Raw genomic sequence first — 18929 nt, 5'->3', positions numbered from 1 at the left:
GGCCCCTTCCCGTGACGGGCCCCGCTGGCGTACACCGGTTTCCTACGATCACTGAAGGGCGGTGACCGTGATGCTCATGGAAGCGTTGCGCGATCTCCCGCCGCATCTGCGGCTGCTGGCCTGGCCCGCGCTCAATCTCCAGGGTGAACTCCCCGGGGTGCGGGTGACGGTGCCCGTCGAACTGACGACGAGTCCGGCGTCCCTGCTCAGCTACAGCCGGGGCACGAGCGTCGAACTGTCCCCGGAGGCCGAGGCGGACCCGGGGGCGCTGCTGACGGCCGAGAAGCCGGCCCGGCTGCTGGCCGAGCCGCTGCGGCTGGTGACCACGCTGGCCCTGTGGGACGAGGTGGTCCGCGAGAGCGGCGTCTACCCGGGCAGCATCTATCTCGCCTCGGAGGCGGCCGTCGCCCGGCTGCTGACCACCGCGCACGACTGCGCGCCGCCCTCGTCGGTGGAACTCCCCGAGCTGCTGGAGCAGTTGCACGCGCTGGAGCTGCTCTACCGCTTCCCGGTCCCCTGCAAGTTCCGGGGCGGGCACGGGCGGGAGCGGCAGTGCCGGATCAACGGCTGGGGGAGGCTGCTCTTCCGGCTGCTGTGCGAGGCGGACACCGATCCGTACGGCATCGGCGCGGCCCGCGAGCGGCTGACCGAGCACCTGGGCACGCACCGGGAGGCGTATCTGCGCGGGGTACGGGCGGCGACCGCCGCACCGGACGGCGCGGGGGCCGGGGTGTGGGAGTCCATCCACGCCGAGCAGCCCATTCCGGTACTGATCTGAACGGCCTTGCCGGGCAGTCCGATTGACACCGCGCGACAGATTCCGCACCCGCATCCGTACCCGCACTCGCACCCGAGCCGCGGCCGGAGCGGCCGAAGACGAAGGAGACATACGTGATACGCGCCGCACGCAACCCCGCCGGGCTCTCCGCGATCGGCTTCGGGGCCCGGGAGCCGGGCGGCTCCGGAGGCCGCCGCCCCTCGTCCGGCGAGCCCGCCGAGGCGATCCGCGCCGCGCTCGACGGCGGGGTCAACTGGATCGACACCGCCGAGGTCCAGGGCGGGGGCGGCGGCTTCGAACGGATCGTGGGCGAGGTGATCGCCGGGCGGCCCGAGGCCGGGGTGTGTACGAGGGTCGATCCCGAGCGGGACGACCATCTCGGCGGCAAGGGCATCCGGGCCGCCCTGGAGGAGTCCCTCACCCGGCTGGGCCGGGACCGGGCCGAGGTCGCCCTGCTGCACCGGCCCGCCGAGGACGTGCCGGTGCGGGAGGCCTGGGAGGCACTGATCCGGCTCAAGGCGGAGGGGCTCGTCGGGGCGATCGGGCTCGCGGGTTTCCCCGTCGCTGAGGTGAAGGCGTGCGCCGCCACCGGCGAGCTGGACTATCTCCAGGTCCGGGCCTCACTGCTGCACCGGAGCGAGCTGTCCTCGCTGGGGCCGCTGTGCGAGCGCTACGACGTCGGTCTGCTGGTCGCCGGTCCGCTCGCCCACGGTCTGCTCGCCGGAGGGCCGCCGGGAGGCGCGGACGCCGGGCCGGCGGACTTCCGCCGGGCCGGGATCCACGCCCGCTACTTCGCGCCCGGCGTCCTCCCCGGCCACGAGCGCACGGCGGCGGCCCTGCGCGCGCACGCCGCCGGAACCCGGCAGTCGCTCCCCCGGCTGGCCCTGAGATGGCTGCTCGCCCGGGGCGAGGTGACCTGCGCCCTGGTCGGGGCCCGGACCGCCGGGCACGCGGCCGACAGCGCCGCCGCCGCCGGGCCCCTGCTCACGGCCGACGAGTTCGACGAGATCAACGCCGTACTCGCTCTCGCCGAAGATCACTGACCCGGGGCCGGGGCCGGGGCTCCGGCACGCCGTCGCCCGACGGCGCGGGCGGTCTCCTCGTCCACGAGATCGTGGTGCAGCGCGATCGCGGCGGCCGAGCCCGCGCCGGCGGCGGTGATCAGCTGGGCGCGCCGGTCGGCGACATTGCCCACCGCCCACACGCCGGGCACGCTCGTCCGGCCCGAGGAGTCGACGCGCACCCAGCCGGTCTCGTCCACGGCGCAGCCGAGGCCGGTGAGCAGGGCGTCGCCCGGCACCGGGCGCGGGAGGACGAAGACGGCCTCCCGGGAGATTTCGCGGCCGTCGGCCAGCTCGACGCCGCGCAGCCGGCCGTCCGCCGTCGACAGCCGCTCGACCGGGCCCTCGACGGTACGGACGCCTCGCGCGTCCAGCCGTTCGCGCTCCTCGTCCGTCACTGCGGCGGTGTGCGCGAAGAGGATCACATCGGGCGACCACTGGCGCACCAGCAGGGCCTGCTCGACCGCGCCCGGCCGGCCGCCGAGCACCCCGAGGGGCCGGTCGCGGACCTCGTGGCCGTGGCAGTACGGGCAGTGCAGGACGTCCTTGCCCCACCGCTCGCGCACTCCGGGGAGGTCGGGCAGTTCGTCGCGCAGACCGGTGGCCACCAGGACCCGGCGGGCGGTGAGGGCCGGGCCGCCCGCGAGCCGTACGGAGAAGCCGCCCGGGGCGGGGGCGATGTGGTCGGCGCGGGCGTCGACGAGGTGCGCGCCGTACCCGGCGACCTCGGCCCGGCCCGCCGCGAGCAGGGCGGCGGGGGCCGTGCCGTCCCGGGAGAGAAAGCCCTGGAGGTGCGCGGCGGAGGCGTTGCGGGGCTCCCCGGCGTCGATGACGGCCACCCGGCAGCGGGCCCGGGTCAGCACCAGCGCGGCGCTCAGCCCGGCCGCTCCCGCGCCGACGATCGCCACGTCGTACCGAGGATCCTCTGCGGTCCCGTTCGTCGTCTCGTTCATGGGGGCAGCGTGCGCCCGGCTTCCCTGGAGCGGCAACCATTGTTGCTGTTTCCGGGACGGCCGGGGTCCAATGGACGCATGGACCACGCACCCGCCATCGCCCACGCGCTCGCCGGGGTCGGCCCCCGGCTCAAGCGTCTCCGTACCGAGCGCGGTGTCACGCTCACCGCGCTGGCGGAGGCGACCGGCATCTCCAAGAGCACCCTGTCCCGGCTGGAGTCCGGCGGCCGGCGGCCCAGCCTGGAGCTGCTGCTGCCGATCTCCCAGGCCCATCAGGTCCCGCTGGACGAGCTGGTGGGAGCCCCTGAGGTGGGCGACCCCCGGGTCCGGCTCACGCCCCGGAAGGGGAACAACGCCACTGTGCTGCCGCTGACCCGGCAGCCCGGACCGCTCCAGTCGTTCAAGATGATCCTCCCGGCGACCCGGAGCACCCCCGAGCTGTGCACCCACGAGGGGTACGAGTGGATGTACGTGCTGGCCGGACGGCTGCGGCTGGTGCTGGCCGACCACGATGTGGTGCTGGGGCCCGGCGAGGTCGCCGAGTTCGACACCCGGCTCCCGCACTGGTTCGGCTCCACCGGCGAGGCCCCGGTGGAGGTCCTCTCCCTCTTCGGCCGGCAGGGCGAGCGCATGCACGTCCGGGCCAAGCCCGCCGCCCGCCGGGAGAGCGCGGGGTGATCCCCGGGTGGCCGGGGTCCGTCGCCCGGCCGGCCGTCCCCGGATGCCGTCCGCCCGGCGACCCGGCAGGGTGATCCCCAGCAGGGAGTTCCCGTACAGACAAGGACCGCCCATGTCCGTGACCCATCGCCGGCGTCTCGCCCCGGCCGCCGGGGCGGTGTTCCTGGCCCTCACCCTCGCGGGCTGCTCCGGCCTCGGCCGTACCGCGCCGGGGACCTACTCCTACGACACTCCCGGCCATCGCCATGTGCTGGAGTCGAATCCGCTGGTCACCGGGTGCCACAAGCTGGGGGAGGACGGGGCTCTGAAGCTGGAGAACAACACCCTCGTGGACATGCAGATGTATCCGACGGAGGACTGCTCCGGCGAGTCCTCGGCGTACATCGCCACGACGACGTCCAATGTCGTCGCCCCCGGGGCGGTGCCCTGGCGGGCGTTCAGCCTGATCCACTGAACCTGCCCCGGAACCCTGCCGTCCGCCGGCTGACCGCCACCCCGCCCCCATCCGCCCTTCCGGACGGGGTAGTTGGCCGGATCCCGCCCGGCCCGGTGCGGGGGTGCCGGGCACGGGCGGGAAAGGTGGGGCCGTGCGGTCAGGAGGCGAACGAGGCGTCCGAGTAGACCGCTATCAGGGCGAGCTGGACGCGGTCGCGCGCGCCCAATTTGGCCATCAGCCGGCTGACGTACTTCTTGGCGGTGAGAGGGCTCAGGCTGAGCCGCTCGGCGATCTCGTGATTGGTGCAGCCCTGCCCGATCAGCGCGGTCACCTCGCGCTCGCGGGCGCTCAGCAGGGCGGTGAGGGACCGGACCCCGCGCGCCGTCATGGGCGGGCGGGGTCCGGTGCGCGAGACGTACTCGGTGATGAGCCGGCGCGTGTGCCGGGGTCCCAGCCAGGAATCCCCCCTGGCCAGCACTCTGATCGCGGAGAGCACGACCTCGGGCTCGGTCTCCACGGCGAGGAAACCGCTCGCACCCGACGCGAGCGCGGGAAACAGGAACTCCTCCTCGTCCTCCCGGTAGTTGCTGTAAGCGAGAACCCTGGTGTGGCCGGGGCCGGAGCGCGCGGTGATACGGGAGATGGCCTCCAGACCGCTCATTCCCGCGAGCCGCACCTCCAGCAGGGCGATGTCGGGGCGGGTCTCCGCGACCAGGGCCACCGCCTCGTCACCGCTGGCCGCGTCGCCGATGACCTCAATGCCCGGGTCCGACGCGAGAAGCAGCGAGAAGGCGGCGCGCACCGCGGCCCTCGGCTCGGCGATCACAACTCGGATGGGCACGTACGTTCCTCTCACAAACCTGAGTCAAATGACCGTGGCAGTACCTGCCTAGCGGATCGTAAAGAGATCGCAACGGACTGCTCAACCACGTGTCAATGAAACGAGTCGGCAAACGTCAACGACGCATATGAATCGGCCAGATGTGCCGGTCTCCCCCGAGTGCGCCCACTCCACCCACTCCACCCACATCGGTGGAGATCGCACCCCTGCATGTCCTCCCCGGAGGACATGACCGGTCACTGCGACGGCCTGCGAGTGAGGCAAGTGTCTCCCGTGGCGTCTGGTGACGGCCGCCCCTTGCTGCCTAACGTGCACATGCCATGACGACCGGTGCCCATGGACACCGCGCCCGGTCCACAGGTAGCCCCCGGCCTCGCCCGGGGCGTCGGGAGGGGGATACGGACATGACCACGGCCTTGCCAGGACAGCTCTCGCCCTGTCCCCGCGCCCACGCTCCCGCCCGGCGGACCGCCGGCCGCTCCCCGGCCCGCTCCGTCCGCACGGGACTGACCTGAGGGTCGCCCGTACCCCTGGCGGACCGGCACGGGAGCGCGAGCGCGCCCCGGCCGGAGCACCGGGCCCGCGAGGCCCGGCGAGCACCCCGAAGGCGCACCCGTCCCGTGGCGAGCCCTGGACCCCGGCCACCGAAGCCCGGGCCCCGCCGGCACCACCGCCCTCAGGCCCCCGTCGGCTCCCCGGAGCCGGCCCGTTCGCAGGAGACCGTCGGTGCTCACCCTTCTCATCGATAATTACGACTCGTTCACCTACAACCTGGGCGATCTGATGCACCGTGTGTACGGGGTCGCGCCGCACGTCGTCACCCATGACACCCCCTGGCGGGAGATCGACCTCGACGCGTACGACGCCGTCGTGGTCTCCCCCGGCCCCGGCCGTCCACAGCGCGAGGCCGACCTCGGGATCTCGGCCCACGCGCTCCGCCAGGACCGGGTCCCGGTGCTGGGGATCTGCCTGGGCCACCAGGGCATCGCGCACTTCGCCGGGGCCAGGATCGGCCACGCGCCCGAGGCGACGCACGGCCGGACCTCGGAGGTCTTCCACCGGGAGGGGGACGGGCTCTTCGACGGCATCCCCTCGCCGTTCACCGTCGTCCGCTACCACTCGCTCGCGGTCACCGAGCTGCCCGACCGGATCGCCCCCCTCGCCTGGACCGCCGACGGGGTCGTGATGGGGGTGCGCCATCTCGAAGCGCCGCAGTGGGGCGTGCAGTTCCACCCCGAGTCCGTACTCACCGAGTACGGCGCGGAGCTGCTGCGCAACTTCCGCCGGCTCGCCCTCGACACCGGACCCGACACCACCCGGGAGGGCGCGCGCACCCGCCCTCCGGATCCGGCCCCGGACAGCGCGCCGGACGGCGACAGCGGCAGGCGGCGCGTCGAGAGCCGGGAGATCGACTGCCACCCGGACGCACCCGCGCTCTTCCGCGAGCTGTACGGGGAGTCCGAGCACTCCTTCTGGCTGGACAGCTCCCGTCACTCCCTTCCCACCAGCCGCTTCAGCATCATGGGCGACGATTCGGGACCGCTCGCGGAGTATCTGTCGTACTCGGTGCCCGAGCGGGCCTGGACCGTCGAGCACGACGGGCGCGTCACCACCGTCTCCGCCGGTTTCTTCGACCACCTCGGCGAGCGGCTCGCCGAGCGCCGCACCCCGCCGCCCGCGTCCGGGCCGCCGATCGACTTCAACCTCGGCTATGTGGGGGCGCTGGGGTACGAGCTGAAGGCCGAGACCGGCGGCGGCGCCGCCCATGTCTCACCGCTCCCGGACAGCCGCCTGATCTTCGCCGACCGGGCCGTGGTCATCGACCACCAGGAGCGCCGCACCCATCTCCTCGCCCTCACCGACCCGGCGCTTCCGCACACCGCCCGGGCGAACGCCGAGTGGTTCGCCCGTACCGCCGAGACGGTCCGCCGGCACCCGGACAGCGGACCGGACAGCGGACCGGGCAGCGGACCGGGCAGCGGACCGGAGCAGCCGTCGGTGCCGGCCCCCGGGGAGCCCGGGGAGCCCGTCCGCACCTTCCGCTTCGACCAGCCCAGGACCGCCTACCTGGGGAGCGTGAAGTCCTGCCTCGACGCGATCAACGACGGCGAGTCGTACGAGATCTGCCTCACCAACACCGCCGAGTCCGAGCCGCTCGACGCGCCCCTGGCGAGCTATCTGCGGCTGCGCGCCACCAGCCCCGTCCCCTTCGGCGCGTATCTGCGGTTCGGCACGGACTCGGTCCTCAGCGCCTCCCCCGAACGCTTCCTCCAGGTGCGCGGCGACGGCCGGGTGCAGGCCAAACCCATCAAGGGCACCCGCCCGCGCGGTGCCACCCCCGAGGCCGACGAGGAGATCCGCCGCGCGCTGGCGGCCCATCCCAAGGACCGCGCCGAGAATCTGATGATCGTGGACCTGCTGCGCAACGATCTCAACCGGGTCTGCGCCACCGGCTCCGTCCAGGTGCCCACCCTCTTCGACGTCGAGACCTACTCCCATGTCCATCAGCTGGTCAGCACCGTCGAGGGCCGTCTCGCCCCCGGCCGCTCCGCCGTGGACTGCGTACGCTCCGCCTTCCCCGGCGGCTCGATGACCGGCGCGCCCAAGATCCGCACCATGGAGATCATCGACCAGCTGGAGCGGCGGGCGCGCGGCTACTACTCGGGAGCCATCGGCTGGTTCTCCCTGAGCGGGGCCGCCGACCTCAGCATCGTGATCCGCACCGTCGTCAGCGGCGAGCGGTCCGCGACCTTCGGCGTCGGCGGGGCCGTCGTCTCCCTCTCCGACCCGGCGGAGGAGTACCAGGAGACGCTGGTCAAGGCGGAGGTCATGCTCTCCGCGCTCAACGCGGCGGTCGACGAGCCCTGAGCGGAGGACGGGGCAGGAGCAGGGGCACCCGCCCCCGGGCCGCGCATCCTCCGATCGGCCGACCCCCGTGTCGGCCGATCGCCCCGGCCCGCCCTCCTGAAGAAGGAGGAAAGGCCTCCGGTCGTTGCCGGAGGATGGAGGGGACCTTCTCCGCCTTCGTTGGGAGCCGCCCGTGACCACCGCTGACCGCATACTGCTGGAGGCCGCCGGACGCGGTGACGACGCCGGGGTGCGCGGGGCGCTCACCGCGGGGGCCAGGATCGAGTCCCGCGACGAGAATCTGCGCACCCCGCTGCTGCTGGCCGCGCTCGGCGACCATGTACCGGTCGCCCGGACGCTGATCGAGGCGGGTGCCGACCCCGACGCGCAGGACAGCAGGCACGACAGCGCCTGGCTGGTCACCGGGGTGACCGGCAGCGTCGCGATGATGCGGGTCCTGCTGCGCGGCGACCCGGACGTACGGCTGCGCAATCGTTTCGGCGGGGTCTCGGTCATCCCGGCGAGCGAGCGCGGGCATGTCGCCTATGTCCGCGCCGTCCTCGCGGAGACCGCCATCGACGTGAACCACGTCAACAACCTCGGGTGGACCGCCCTGCTGGAGGCGGTGATCCTCGGCGACGGCGGCCCGGCCCACCAGGAGATCGTGGAAGTACTGCTGGCGGCGGGCGCGCGCCCGGAGCTGGCGGACGCCGACGGGGTCACCGCCCTGCTGCACGCCGAGCGCCGTGGGTACGAGGAGATCGCGGCCCTGCTGCGGGCGGCCCGGTGAACCGCCGCCCGCTCACCGCCCTGGTCCTCGCCCCCGTGGTGGCCGCGCTGCTCGCCGGGTGCGCCGCCACGGCCCCGGACCCGGCCCCGGACCCCGCGCCCGACCGCCCCGCCGTAGCCACCACGGCCCCGGTCCCGGTCCCGGTCCCCGAAGACAAGACCCCCGGCCGTGCCACCCCGCCGGGCACCCTCCTCGTCGCCGACTTCGGCGGCGACACCGTCACCTTCCTCCACCCCGAGCGCGGACCCTTCGCCTCCGTCCGGGTGGGCACCGCCCCCTACGGTCTCGCCGTCGGCGCGGACGGCCGCGCCTGGGTCGCCACCGCCGAGGGCGTCGCGATCGTGGACACCCGTACCCGCACCCGGCTGGGGCGGATTCCGTACCGTACGGACTCCGGCCCCGTCACCACCGGCGAGTACCGGGGCGGCGGCATGGGCATCACCCTCTCCCCCGACGGCCGGCGGCTCTACGTCGGCGTCAACGTGCCCGACGGCCCGGGGGTGCTGGAGGTCGTGGACACCGCGACCCGGAAGGTCACCGGGACCGTCCCCGTCGGCCGCCGCCCCTTCGACGTCGACGTCTCCCGGGACGGCCGCGAGGTGTACGCCACCAACCACGACTCCTTCGACGTGACCGCCGTCCGCACGGAGGACCTGCGCCCCCGCCGTCACGAGGTCGCCCCCTACGGCACCGAGGGCGGCCTCGGCTCCTGGCTCAAGCCCCACTACGCCGTGGTCCGCGCCGACGGCCGGCTGCTGCTCCCCTTCGAGGGCGAGCGCCTGGCCGTACTCGACCCCCGCACCGGCCGGGTCACGATCGAGCGCATGACCGCCAACACCCACCAGCACGGCGCCGCCCTCACCCCCGACGGCACCCTGCTCGCCGTGGGCACCGGCCCGATCGGCTCCGGCGACCGCGACGCCTCGCTGACGGTCCGCCCCGAGGACGGCACCGAGCGCGTGATCCCCCTCGACGGCCCCCACGAGGACGTCGCGGTGTCGGCGGACGGGCGCACCGCCTATGTGACCGGCGGCTTCACCCGCGACGGGTACTGGGACGGCATCACCGTGGTCGACCTCGAACAGGACACCACCCGCCGGCTGCCCGGCGGATCCCGGCCGCTGGGAATCGCGGTGCTCGGCGGGTGACCAGCCCTCTTTCCCTCTCCCCCGAGTGCACCGCGCGCGAACCGTGCCGGTGTGGGGGATGGTGGATCTGTGGATCTGCGGATCTGCGGATCTGCGGATCTGCGGATCTGCGGATCTGCGGAGGTAGGAGAGGGCGATGAGCAAGGACCCACCGTCGCAGGAAGAGCTGTACGAGCGGGCCATGCCGAGGGCGGCGGGCTGGTCGTGTACGCCGGAGGGGACGCCCCCGAGCAGGCTCAGATGTACACGGCCGGGTTCGCCGAGACGTACCCCGACCTCGACATCGAGGTCACCGTCGATCTGAGCAAGTTCCACAACGCGCGGATCGACGCGCAGCACATCCGCGGGGACAACCGCGTGGACGTGGTGCATGTGCAGACCGTCAACGACTTCCCGTACTGGAAGGAGCAGGGTCTGCTCCAGCCCTTCCGGCCCGAGGGTCTGGACCAGGTCGACCCGGACTTCGTGGACCCGGACGGGGCCTACTACGCGCTGTTCGTGTTCGCGTTCTCCAATGTCGTCGACACCAATGTCATCCCCGAGGAGCGGGCCCCGAGGGAGGCGGCCGACTATCTGCGCCCGGACCTCAAGGACCGCATCGTGCTGACCTATCCGCACGACGACGACGCCGTCCTGTTCCAGTTCGAGCGGATCATCGCCGGGCACGGCTACGGCTGGCTGGAGAAGCTGCTGGCCCAGAACCCGATGTGGGTGCGGGGGACCGCGACACCGCTGGCGGTCATCGGCTCCGGTGAACGGGCGGCGACCTTCACCTCGTTCTACTGTCTCAACCCGCCCGAGGGCGACCCGATGAGGTTCATCCTGCCCAAGGAGGACTTCTTCCAGGCCTGGTACCAGACCGGAGCGATCCTCAAGGACGCGCCGCACCCCGCCGCGGCCAGGCTGTACATGAACTACCGGCTCTCGCTCCAGGCCCAGCGGGCCTCGGCCCAGTGGCCGGCCCGCCGTGATGTGCGGATCCCCGGCTGGAAGCCGATCGACCAGTACCCCAACACCGACCCGCGCGGATTCCGCGACTTCATGCTCGACCGCGCCCGCGTCGAGCGGCTGCGCGGCATCATGGAGGACTTCATCGGCCCCGTACAGGGCGACAACCCCACCGGCGTCGACCGCGGCTGGCACTGAGGCACCGCCTCTCCCGCCCGGTGTATGGCATTCCGCGCGCAACCCGTGGGGCCTCTGTTACACAGCAGTAGGGGAGTTGTGAACACAGCCCCGTAGTTTTTGAGATGTGCCGCCGACCGGGGGGAACCGGGGGAAGCGGCGGGCACATCAACGAGGGGAATCTCCACCATGCGTACGCGCAGCATCGTCATCGCCGCCGTGACCTCCGTCAGTCTGACCATGGGTCTCGGCGTGGCGGGAGCCGTCGCGACGGCCCAGGCCGACACCGCCAAGTCCACGTCGGTGTCGGCCGTCAAGGCCGCCGCGCCCGCCAAGAAGAAGTCGAAGACCAAGAAGATCGTCGGGCAGGTCGAGTACCTCGCCCCCGGCAAGATCATCGTGACCCCGCTCAACAAGACGGGGCAGGCTCTGTGGCTGGCCACGGACACGAAGATCAAGGACGAGATGGGCGACCTCTGCTTCAAGGACAAGCCCCTCCCGTACACCTGCACGCCCGACGAATTCGAGGAGACGCTGAAGAAGCTCCCGTACCACCCCTGGGTCACCGTCACCCACAAGAACGGCGTCGCGCTGACCATCACCAGCGTCGTCCCGGTCTGACGTACAACGGCCATGACACCGCCCCGACCAGGCGGTGTCATGGCCTTTTGGCGTACCGGGTCCGTCACCGGGACTGTCACCGGGAGCCGTCGTTCTCCTCGAACAGTTCCCGGGTGCGGCGCAGCAGCGTCTCCCGGACGGCGTCCGGGGACAGTACGCGCAGTGGGGTGCCCAGGCCGAGCAGATACGCGGCGAGCTGGCCGGCGTCGTTGCCGCCGATCTCGACGACGGTCGCGTCCGGGCCGTCCGGGCGGTGGGTGCCGATCGTCGGCGGGACGATCCGCAGGGCCCGGTCCATGGGGTGCGGAAGCCGTACCGTCGCGTAGAGCGGGTAGACGACGCCCGCGATGCCCTGCGCGACGAGCAGGGCCGGGTCGGGCGGATCGACGAGTTCGGCCGGGTGCCCGGTGGGCAGCGCCCGCACCACCCGGTCGGCGCGGAAGGTCCGCCACTGGTCCCGCGCCACGTCCCGCGCGACGAAGTACCAGCGGTGGCCCGTGCGCACCAGCCGGTGGGGGTCGACCTCCCGGACCGTGGTCCTCCCCGCGTGGTCGCGGTACGACAGCCGGGTCCGCTCGCCCCGGCGGCAGACGGCGGCCAGCTCCAGCAGCCTGCCGGGCGGTATCCGGGGCTCCTCGGGCCTGGGGGTGTGCACGAAGGTCGCGTCCATCTCGCCCAGCCGGTCCGCGATCCGCGGCGGCAGGAACTGCCGCAGTTTCAGCAGCGCCGACAGCGCGGCCTGGTCACTGCCGAGTACGCCGCTGAGCGCGGCCTCCCGCAGCGCGACGGCCACGGCCAGCGCCTCCTCGTCGTCGAGGACCAGCGGCGGCACCCGGGTGCCGCCCCCGAGGCGGTAGCCGCCCCACGGCCCCGGGTCGGACTCGACGCCGTACCCCAGCTCCCGCAGCCGGGCGACGTCCCGCCGGACCGTGCGGTCGGTGACCGCCATCCGCTCGGCCAGTTCACGACAGGTCCAGACGGGCCGCGCGGACAGCAGCGAGACCAGTCGCAGCAGGCGGGCGGAGGTGCTGATCACGTCCCGCAGTGTGCCCCACGACCAGGACCGGATCTGTCCTGGTCCCGTCCTAACGTCCCTCCCATGAGCACCGATCCCGCCGCCGGAACCGTCACCGCACCGGCGATCCGCGTCCTGTCCGTCGACTTCGACGGCCCCGACCCCGCCGCACTGGCCCGCTTCTACGGCGAGGCCCTCGGCCTGCCCGTCGCCCTCTCCAGCGACGATTTCGTCCTCCTCGGCCGGGAGGGCTCCCCCGGACTGGGCTTCATCCGCGTCGCCGACCACCAGCCCCCGACCTGGCCGGACCCCTCCCAGGGCAAGCAGGCCCACCTCGAACTCGGCGTCGACGCCGACCAACTGGACGCCGCCCACGCCCGCATGCTCGCCCTGGGAGCCGTGGAGCCCCCGTCCCAACCCCACCCCGAGCAGCGGAGGGTCCTGCTGGACCCCGCCGGCCACCCGTTCTGCCTCTCCACGCTGAGCTGAGCACCCTGGTGGGGGCGGGGCCGTCGAGGGGCTCCCCGCCCCCGCTTCCCATTCACTTGCCCAACCAGGTATCTTGCATCGCATGGAACCAGGCGATCCGACCAAGCAGGCCCGCGCAGCCACCCAGCTGCGCAAAGGGGTCCTGGAGTACTGCGTACTCGCCCTGATGCGGGACCGCCCCCGCTACGGCGTGGAACTCCTCCACGCCCTGGAGGACTCCGGCGCCCTGGCCACCAGCCAGGGCACGGTCTACCCGCTGCTCTCGCGGCTCCGCCGCGACGACCTGGTCACCACCACCTGGCAGGAGTCCGCCTCCGGTCCGCCCCGGCGCTACTACGCGCTCACGGAAAGCGGCCGGGCCGCGCTCGACGAGTTCACCCGCGTCTGGCCCGGCTTCCGCGACGCGGTCGACACCTTCCTGACCGCCCCGCCGTCCCCGTCCTCCTCCCCCTCCTCCTCCACCGGAGACCTCGCATGAAGACTTCCGCCGACCCCGTACGCGACTACCTCTCCGCCGTCGAACGCGAGGCCTCCGCACTCCCCGCCGACCGCCGCCAGGAACTCCTCGCCGACCTCGCCGAACACATAGAGGTCACGCGTGCCGAACGCCCGGGCGTCGCGACGGGCGAGATCCTCGCGGAGCTGGGAGACCCCCGTACGATCGCGGCGACCGCGCTGTCCGAGGCCGGCGGCGAGGCCGGCGTGTCCGAAGGCGCCCCGGCCCCCGCCCGGCGCGGCAAGGTGCACCCCCTGGTCCCGCTCCTGATGCTCACCCTCTCCCTCCCCTTCACGATGGTCTTCTCCATCGGCCCCGACGCGGCCTTCGACCCCGGCCCCGTCTTCGGCGTCCTGTTCCGCATCATCGGCGCGGTCCTCCTCTGCACCTCGGTCCACTGGACCGCCGTCCAGAAGACCACCGGCGTCCTGCTCACCGTCGTCGTCCCGACCGTCCTCTTCGTCACCTGGAACCTGATCAGCGGCTGGGCGGCACCCGAAACCCAGGCCCTCCTGGGCAGCCTGGGCGCACTCGCCCTGATCACCGGCACGTCGGTCTGGCTCTGGCGTACCCGCCGCGTCTGAGCCCCTCCGGCGACACCGGTAGGTTCTCCGCGGTGACTTCCATGGAGACTCACGGACTCGTATCGACGACCGACGGGGCACGGCTGCACTGGACAGCCCTGGGCGACACCACCCGGCAGCCCGCCGTGATCCTGCTCCACGGCGGCCCGGGCCTGCCCGACTACCTCGGCGACCTCGCCCCCATGATCGCCGACCTCGCCCCCGTATACCGGTACGACCAACGCGGCACCGGCCGATCCCCCTGGCAGGGCCCCCACTCCCTCACCCGCCACACCGACGACCTCGCCGAACTCCTCGACGCCCGGAACCTACCCGGCGCCGTGCTCATCGGCCACTCCTACGGCACCGACCTCGCCGTCCGCTTCTGCCTGCGCCACCCCACCCGCGTCGCCGCGACCCTCCTGATGTGCGGCCCCTTCACCGGCGACTGGCACACCGCATACCGCGCGGAACGCCTCCGCCGCATGTCCCCCGCACAGCGCGACCGCCTCCGCGCCCTGAAGGAACTCCCCCGCCGCACCGAGGACCAGGAAGCCGAACTCCTCACCCTCTCCTGGTTCACCGACCACGCCGACCCCGCACACGGCCTGCGCCAAGCCGCCCTCGCCGCCCGCCGGCGCCGCCCCGTCAACTCGTCCATGAACCGCCAACTCAACGCGGAAGCCCTGACGGATCCCCTGGACGACCACCTCACCGACCTGCGCGCCCGTCTGCCCCAGCACGCCGAACTCCTCGGCGGCACCGAAGACCCCCGCCCTCTCGCCGCACTCGCATCGCTCGCACACCGCCTCGGGCTTCCCCTGACCCGTATTGAGGGCGCGGGGCACGAGCCCTGGGTGGAGCGGCCCGAGGTGGTGCGTGGGCACCTTCGGCGCTTTGTGCGGGGGGTTGTGGGCAGGTAGGGATCCCTCCCGTACGGGCCCGGCCGCCTACTTCCCGAAGAAGGCGTTGTACACGGTCACCTGCGCCGTACCCCCCTGCTTGTCCGTCACCTTCGCCCGCAGAGCGACCGCCTTCCCCCTGGCCGGGTTCTTCAACGTCGCCTTGTCCTTCACGACCTTCAACCTGGTCCAGGTCTTACCGCCGTCGTACGACGCATGCGCGGTCACGGACTTCACATTGCCCTTGGCCGCCGCGCCGTGGATCTGGAGCGGGACGGTCTGGGTGGCACCCGCCGGGGCGGTGCTGTCCGGGCCGACCCGGGCACCGGTGAAGCGGACGGTGGAGATCGGCAGTACGGCCTCGTCGTTGGTGGGTGCGGCGGGCGCGCGGAAGGTCCAGTCGGCGTCGATGCGGGTGCTCACGCGGGCCGTGGCGGCGGCGCGCCGGACCGAAGTGGTGAGCTTGAAGTCTCCCGCTTCCTGGCCGATCGCCAGCGGTTCACCGTAGATCAGCGGATCGTTGTTTTCGCTGATCTTCTTCCCGTCCCGGTACAGGACGGTCCTGGCGGACTCGAACGAGAAGTCCTTGGAGCTGCTCCCGCTGCCGTCGGAGAAGAGCGGGACTTGGGCGCTCAGAAGGCCCCCGTAGCGCGAGAAGCCCGACTTCCGGTCCAATGCCGGGCCGAAGACGGCGGTGTTGAGGAGTTCTTGATGGGTCTTGCCCGCCGTGTACGTCTTGGGCTCGGATTCCAGTCGCAGTTCCGTCTTGTGGCCGCCGTCCGGGTCCGGCTTGACGGCCTCCTGCCTGAAGGCAAAGTTCCACTTCGCCTTGTCCACCGTGGAGACGTACATCGTGCGGGTGTCGGGCAGTGGACGCGCGCCGCTCTCGTTCCTGTACTCCACCAGGCTCCCCGGGAGGTGGCCGTTCGCGCTCAGGACGGCTCGCTTGCCCTTGGCGGAGACGCCGAGGCCGGCCTTCACCGTGGCGAACTCCGACGCCTTGAAGGCTCGGGTGTAGCCGGTGGCGATCCGCTTCACCACGCCACCGGAGGCGGTGTTGTACTCGGTGGTGGAGTTCTTGCGCCAGTTGCCTTTCCAGGACTGGCTCAGGGAACCATCGGTGACCTGCGGTCCGAGGTGGGCGACATACAGATGGGAGAAGGAGTTCACGGGGTAGTACTGCCCGACGCTCTGCTTCCTGTCCGGCGAACTCCGGTTGACCTGAAGCACCCCGTAAGCGGCCTTCGCCTTCGCGTCGGGCACGGTGATCTTCACCGGCTTGGTGGTACGGGCGTCGACGGTGACCGTACGTGCCTTGTCAACGACGAGTTTGGGCTGGAGCACGATGTCGTGCCGGACGGGCGGATGTTCCGTCGGGTCGGCGGGGGCGACGGCCTCGAGGAAGTACTCGCCCTTGGGCAGGCGGAAGGTGGTGTCACCGTTCGACGAGTCGAAGGAACGCACGACCCAGTCACTGGACAGGGAGTTCAGGTTCGACTGGAAGCTCTTGCTCGGCTTTCCGTCGCGTCCGATGTGCTTGAAGGTGATGTTGTGCATCTCGATCTCGCGCTCGACCGCGGCGGTCGTGCGTACGGTCTGACCGCCGCCGGACGCCACCACGGCCGCCGCGTAGTGCCCGTCGACGTCACCGCCGATACGGGTGTCGACGGTGAGGCCGACGGAGGCCGTACCCCCGGCCGGGACGGTGACCCGGTCCGTGCCGAGGGTGAAGAACCCGGCCGGGACGGGCTTGCCGTCCGGGCCGTGCGGGTTCACCTTCAGATCGAGCGCGATGTCCTTCGTACCGTGGTTGCGGTAGGTGACCTTCTTCGTGACGGGCTTGTCGTCGGTGTGCGGCCACAGCTGCTTGCCGAAGCCGAGGGAGATCTCCTCGGTGGTGACGCTCTGGGTGATCGCCCGGTCTGCGGCGATCCGGCCGGCTCCCTGCTCATGGGGGGTGTGCCCGCCGTCCTCGGCGGACGAGGCCAGCGCGCTCTTCAGCTCCTTGGCCTTCCAGTGCGGATACCGCTGCTTGAGCAGGGCTGCGGCACCGGCGACATGCGGGGCCGCCATCGACGTACCCGACATCTCCTGATGCCCTCCGCCCGGGGCGGCGGCGGTGATGTCCACACCCGGCGCGGTCACATCCGGTTTGGCCGCGCCGCCGCCGACCCGGGGCCCGGTGCTGGAGAACCCGGCGAGCTTGTCCCGGTCGTCCACGGCCCCGACGGCGAACGCGCCGTCGGCGCCGGCCGGCGAACCGATCGAGTTCGGACCCGAATTGCCCGAGGCGACGGCGAAGAACACCCCCTTCTCCGCCGTGACCTTGTTGATCTGTGCCTCCACCGGGTCGATCTCCGGGGTGTCCCGGCCACCGAGGCTGAGGTTGACGATGTCGGCCCCCTGCGCGACGGCCCAGTCGACGGCCGCGACGATGCCGGACTCGGTACCGCCTCGCCCGTCGTCACCGAGCACCTTGCCATTGATGATCCCGGCCTTCGGCGCGACGCCCCTGTACCTGCCGTTCGACCCCGCTCCGGAACCCGCCGCCGTGGCCGCGACATGCGTTCCGTGGCCGTCGCGGTCCTCACTGTCCGGGGAATCACTGAAGTTCCGCGCGGCGACCACCCGGCCCTTGAGATCGGGGTGCTCGCCGTCCACCCCGCTGTCGAGGACAGCGATCTTCACCCCCGCGCCCTCATACCCGGACTGCCACACCTTCGGCGCGCCGATCCGCCCCGCGCTGGTCTCCAGATTCGCCCTGCGGATGCCGTCCAGCCAGATCCTGCTGATCCCGGACGCGGCGGCCCGCGCCCGCCCGTCCTCACCGCTGGTGAGCGTCTCCCACAGCTCGGGCGTGCTCTTCGCCGAGACGGTCACGGCATCCGCGTTCAGCGCCTTCAACGAACGACTCACCTCCGTGCCGTCCCCGCCCCGCACCGCCCTACGGGCCCCCGGCCCGGCCGAGCCCCCGCCGTACTCCACGATCAGCCTCAGCCCGTCCCCGTACACCCTCCGGCTCTCCGCCCGGCCCAGCTCGGTGACGTCGAACAGCCGCCGGTCCAGCTTCCCTTCCGCGATCAGCCCATGCGCGTCACGCGGCACCACATGGGTGTGCCCACCCTCGGTGTAGGTCTGCACGGGTATGCCCGTACGCCCCCTCCCGGGCTCGAACCCGACGACCTTGCCCTTGCCGTCGACCGTCACCCTGTCCCCCGTGATCAGGGTGACCTGATGAACACCACCGACCGCCGAACCCGCCTGGACGGCGACCTCCCCGGGCGACGCGGACGCGGTGGTGGGTGCCACCCCGCTCAGTCCGGCGGCCAGCGCCAGCGAGATCGCGGCCGTCAGCGCCGCGATCCCGGCGTTCCGATGTCTCTTGCTGAGCATGTGTCCTCCTGGGGAAGCGGCGGGGCCGAAGCGGCCCGCTCGCCCTGGGAGAACAGAGGTATCCATGGTTCGGGTTGGGCCGCCCTTCCACGATGTCCGGAAGCCGCCGACCGAGAGACGCTTTCGGGCCGGGGCCCCGGCACCGGTGAACGACCCTTCCTTCGCCGCCGTCTTACGGCGAATTGGGACCGTACGCGGGATCCACAGCGCCTGAGCGCGGCCACCGCGCTATGAGCTTCCCCGGACGCCCCGGATGCCCCGGACGCCCCGGACGAACAGCGTGCCCGTGCGCCGGCTCCCCGGGGGCGCGTCGATCACGGAGGCCGACACATCCGCGTAGCCCTGCTCCTTGAGGATCGCCTCCCACACTGCGGGCTCGTAGTCCCACCGCTTGACGACGGCCGGGTCCTCGTCGGGCCCGCGCGGGATGTACGAGGCCTGGCAGCCGTAGCACCCTTCGACCGGGGGCCGCTGGGAGAAGGCGAACACGCCCCCCGGCTTGAGGTTCGCGTGAACGGCCGGCAACAGCAGCCCGGGGTCGGTGAACCAGGCCGCGCCGAACACGCTGTAGACCGCATCGAAGACCGCGACCGTGTCTTCGAAATAAGCGAGGGCATCGGCCTCGTGGAGTTCCATCCCGTCCACGCCGGGCCATCGCTCGCGCGCCTTGTCGAGCTGCTTGACCGAGAGGTCGACCCCCACGGCCCGCATACCGATCGCCGCGAGGTGAGCGGCGTTCCCTCCGGCCCGCACCCGAGGTCCAGCACTCTGTCTCCGGGGGCGAGGTCGAGCA

The 18929-nt window shown here is 72.3% G+C and carries 18 protein-coding genes; 13 read left to right on the top strand and 5 right to left on the bottom strand.

Translation table 11 applies throughout. The features are described from left to right. The first annotated feature begins 76 nt into the window (after nt 1–76). Both ABD371_RS13880 and ABD371_RS13875 read left to right on the top strand, forming a co-directional pair. Nucleotides 77–778, top strand: coding sequence for a hypothetical protein (locus tag ABD371_RS13880; protein WP_344476490.1), 702 nt, complete (start codon nt 77–79; stop codon nt 776–778). A 113-nt stretch (nt 779–891) separates the two neighbouring features. Beyond that, nucleotides 892–1821 carry an aldo/keto reductase gene (locus tag ABD371_RS13875; protein WP_344476488.1) on the top strand — a complete coding sequence of 310 codons (930 nt, stop codon included), beginning with the start codon at nt 892–894 and terminating at the stop codon, nt 1819–1821. Here the strand turns inward: ABD371_RS13875 and ABD371_RS13870 are convergent. Further along, entirely contained in the window at nt 1815–2792 is a 978-nt protein-coding gene (locus ABD371_RS13870) for an NAD(P)/FAD-dependent oxidoreductase (RefSeq protein ID WP_344476486.1), read from the bottom strand. The two genes, ABD371_RS13875 and ABD371_RS13870, sit on opposite strands and share 7 nt — an antisense overlap. Nucleotides 2793–2870: 78 nt before the next feature. Between ABD371_RS13870 and ABD371_RS13865 the strand changes: the two genes are divergently transcribed. Both ABD371_RS13865 and ABD371_RS13860 read left to right on the top strand, forming a co-directional pair. Then, the gene (locus tag ABD371_RS13865; protein WP_344476484.1) at nt 2871–3470 is read left to right on the top strand and encodes a helix-turn-helix domain-containing protein; all 600 of its coding nucleotides are present in this window, start codon (nt 2871–2873) and stop codon (nt 3468–3470) included. A 112-nt stretch (nt 3471–3582) separates the two neighbouring features. Beyond that, entirely contained in the window at nt 3583–3924 is a 342-nt protein-coding gene (locus ABD371_RS13860) for a hypothetical protein (RefSeq protein ID WP_344476481.1), read from the top strand. A gap of 139 nt (nt 3925–4063) precedes the next feature. Here ABD371_RS13860 and ABD371_RS13855 read toward each other — a convergent pair whose 3' ends face one another. Then, nucleotides 4064–4747, bottom strand: a complete 684-nt coding sequence (locus ABD371_RS13855) for a LuxR C-terminal-related transcriptional regulator (RefSeq protein WP_344476479.1) — start codon at nt 4745–4747, stop codon at nt 4064–4066. Between the two features lie 726 nt (nt 4748–5473). Here ABD371_RS13855 and pabB point away from each other — a divergent pair. The 5 genes from pabB to ABD371_RS13830 all read left to right on the top strand — a co-directional run bounded on the left by pabB (nt 5474) and on the right by ABD371_RS13830 (nt 11278). Continuing rightward, the gene (gene pabB, locus ABD371_RS13850) at nt 5474–7615 is read left to right on the top strand and encodes an aminodeoxychorismate synthase component I (RefSeq protein ID WP_344476477.1); all 2142 of its coding nucleotides are present in this window, start codon (nt 5474–5476) and stop codon (nt 7613–7615) included. A 172-nt stretch (nt 7616–7787) separates the two neighbouring features. Beyond that, nucleotides 7788–8384, top strand: a complete 597-nt coding sequence (locus tag ABD371_RS13845; protein WP_344476475.1) for an ankyrin repeat domain-containing protein — start codon at nt 7788–7790, stop codon at nt 8382–8384. Further along, nucleotides 8381–9532, top strand: a complete 1152-nt coding sequence (locus tag ABD371_RS13840) for a YncE family protein (RefSeq protein ID WP_344476473.1) — start codon at nt 8381–8383, stop codon at nt 9530–9532. Before ABD371_RS13845 ends, ABD371_RS13840 begins: the two co-directional genes overlap by 4 nt. A 204-nt stretch (nt 9533–9736) precedes the next feature. Beyond that, nucleotides 9737–10678 (top strand): ABC transporter substrate-binding protein, encoded by a 942-nt coding sequence (locus ABD371_RS13835; protein ID WP_344476470.1) that lies wholly within the window; start codon nt 9737–9739, stop codon nt 10676–10678. Between the two features lie 168 nt (nt 10679–10846). Then, nucleotides 10847–11278 carry a hypothetical protein gene (locus ABD371_RS13830; protein ID WP_344476468.1) on the top strand — a complete coding sequence of 144 codons (432 nt, stop codon included), beginning with the start codon at nt 10847–10849 and terminating at the stop codon, nt 11276–11278. A 76-nt stretch (nt 11279–11354) separates the two neighbouring features. On the opposite strand, the gene ABD371_RS13825 is transcribed toward ABD371_RS13830, so the two are convergent. Beyond that, nucleotides 11355–12314, bottom strand: a complete 960-nt coding sequence (locus tag ABD371_RS13825) for a helix-turn-helix transcriptional regulator (RefSeq protein ID WP_344476466.1) — start codon at nt 12312–12314, stop codon at nt 11355–11357. Nucleotides 12315–12377: 63 nt separating this feature from the next. Between ABD371_RS13825 and ABD371_RS13820 the strand changes: the two genes are divergently transcribed. From ABD371_RS13820 to ABD371_RS13805, 4 genes are all read left to right on the top strand, one after another. Continuing rightward, nucleotides 12378–12782, top strand: coding sequence for a VOC family protein (locus tag ABD371_RS13820; protein WP_344476464.1), 405 nt, complete (start codon nt 12378–12380; stop codon nt 12780–12782). An 82-nt stretch (nt 12783–12864) separates the two neighbouring features. Continuing rightward, nucleotides 12865–13260: a PadR family transcriptional regulator gene (locus tag ABD371_RS13815; protein WP_344476462.1), complete on the top strand. Its 396-nt coding sequence runs from the start codon at nt 12865–12867 to the stop codon at nt 13258–13260. Beyond that, nucleotides 13257–13862 (top strand): HAAS signaling domain-containing protein, encoded by a 606-nt coding sequence (locus ABD371_RS13810; RefSeq protein ID WP_344476460.1) that lies wholly within the window; start codon nt 13257–13259, stop codon nt 13860–13862. Before ABD371_RS13815 ends, ABD371_RS13810 begins: the two co-directional genes overlap by 4 nt. Nucleotides 13863–13903: 41 nt before the next feature. Next, on the top strand, nt 13904–14764 hold the full coding sequence (locus tag ABD371_RS13805; RefSeq protein ID WP_344476457.1) for an alpha/beta fold hydrolase: 861 nt from the start codon (nt 13904–13906) through the stop codon (nt 14762–14764). 27 nt (nt 14765–14791) lie between these two features. Here the strand turns inward: ABD371_RS13805 and ABD371_RS13800 are convergent, their stop codons facing one another. Together ABD371_RS13800 and ABD371_RS13795 are read right to left on the bottom strand one after the other, a co-directional pair. Continuing rightward, nucleotides 14792–18136 (bottom strand): S8 family peptidase, encoded by a 3345-nt coding sequence (locus ABD371_RS13800; protein ID WP_344476455.1) that lies wholly within the window; start codon nt 18134–18136, stop codon nt 14792–14794. A 228-nt stretch (nt 18137–18364) separates the two neighbouring features. Continuing rightward, a complete protein-coding gene (locus ABD371_RS13795; RefSeq protein WP_344476453.1) occupies nt 18365–18838 on the bottom strand; it encodes a methyltransferase domain-containing protein in 474 nt (157 codons plus the stop codon). Between the last annotated feature and the right edge of the window lie 91 nt (nt 18839–18929).

Origin of the sequence: Streptomyces amakusaensis (assembly GCF_039532665.1) — a bacterium.
Taxonomy (GTDB): domain Bacteria; phylum Actinomycetota; class Actinomycetes; order Streptomycetales; family Streptomycetaceae; genus Streptomyces; species Streptomyces amakusaensis.
The sequence above is the reverse complement of the archived record's forward strand: the minus strand, read 5'-3'. Positions and strand labels throughout refer to the sequence as shown.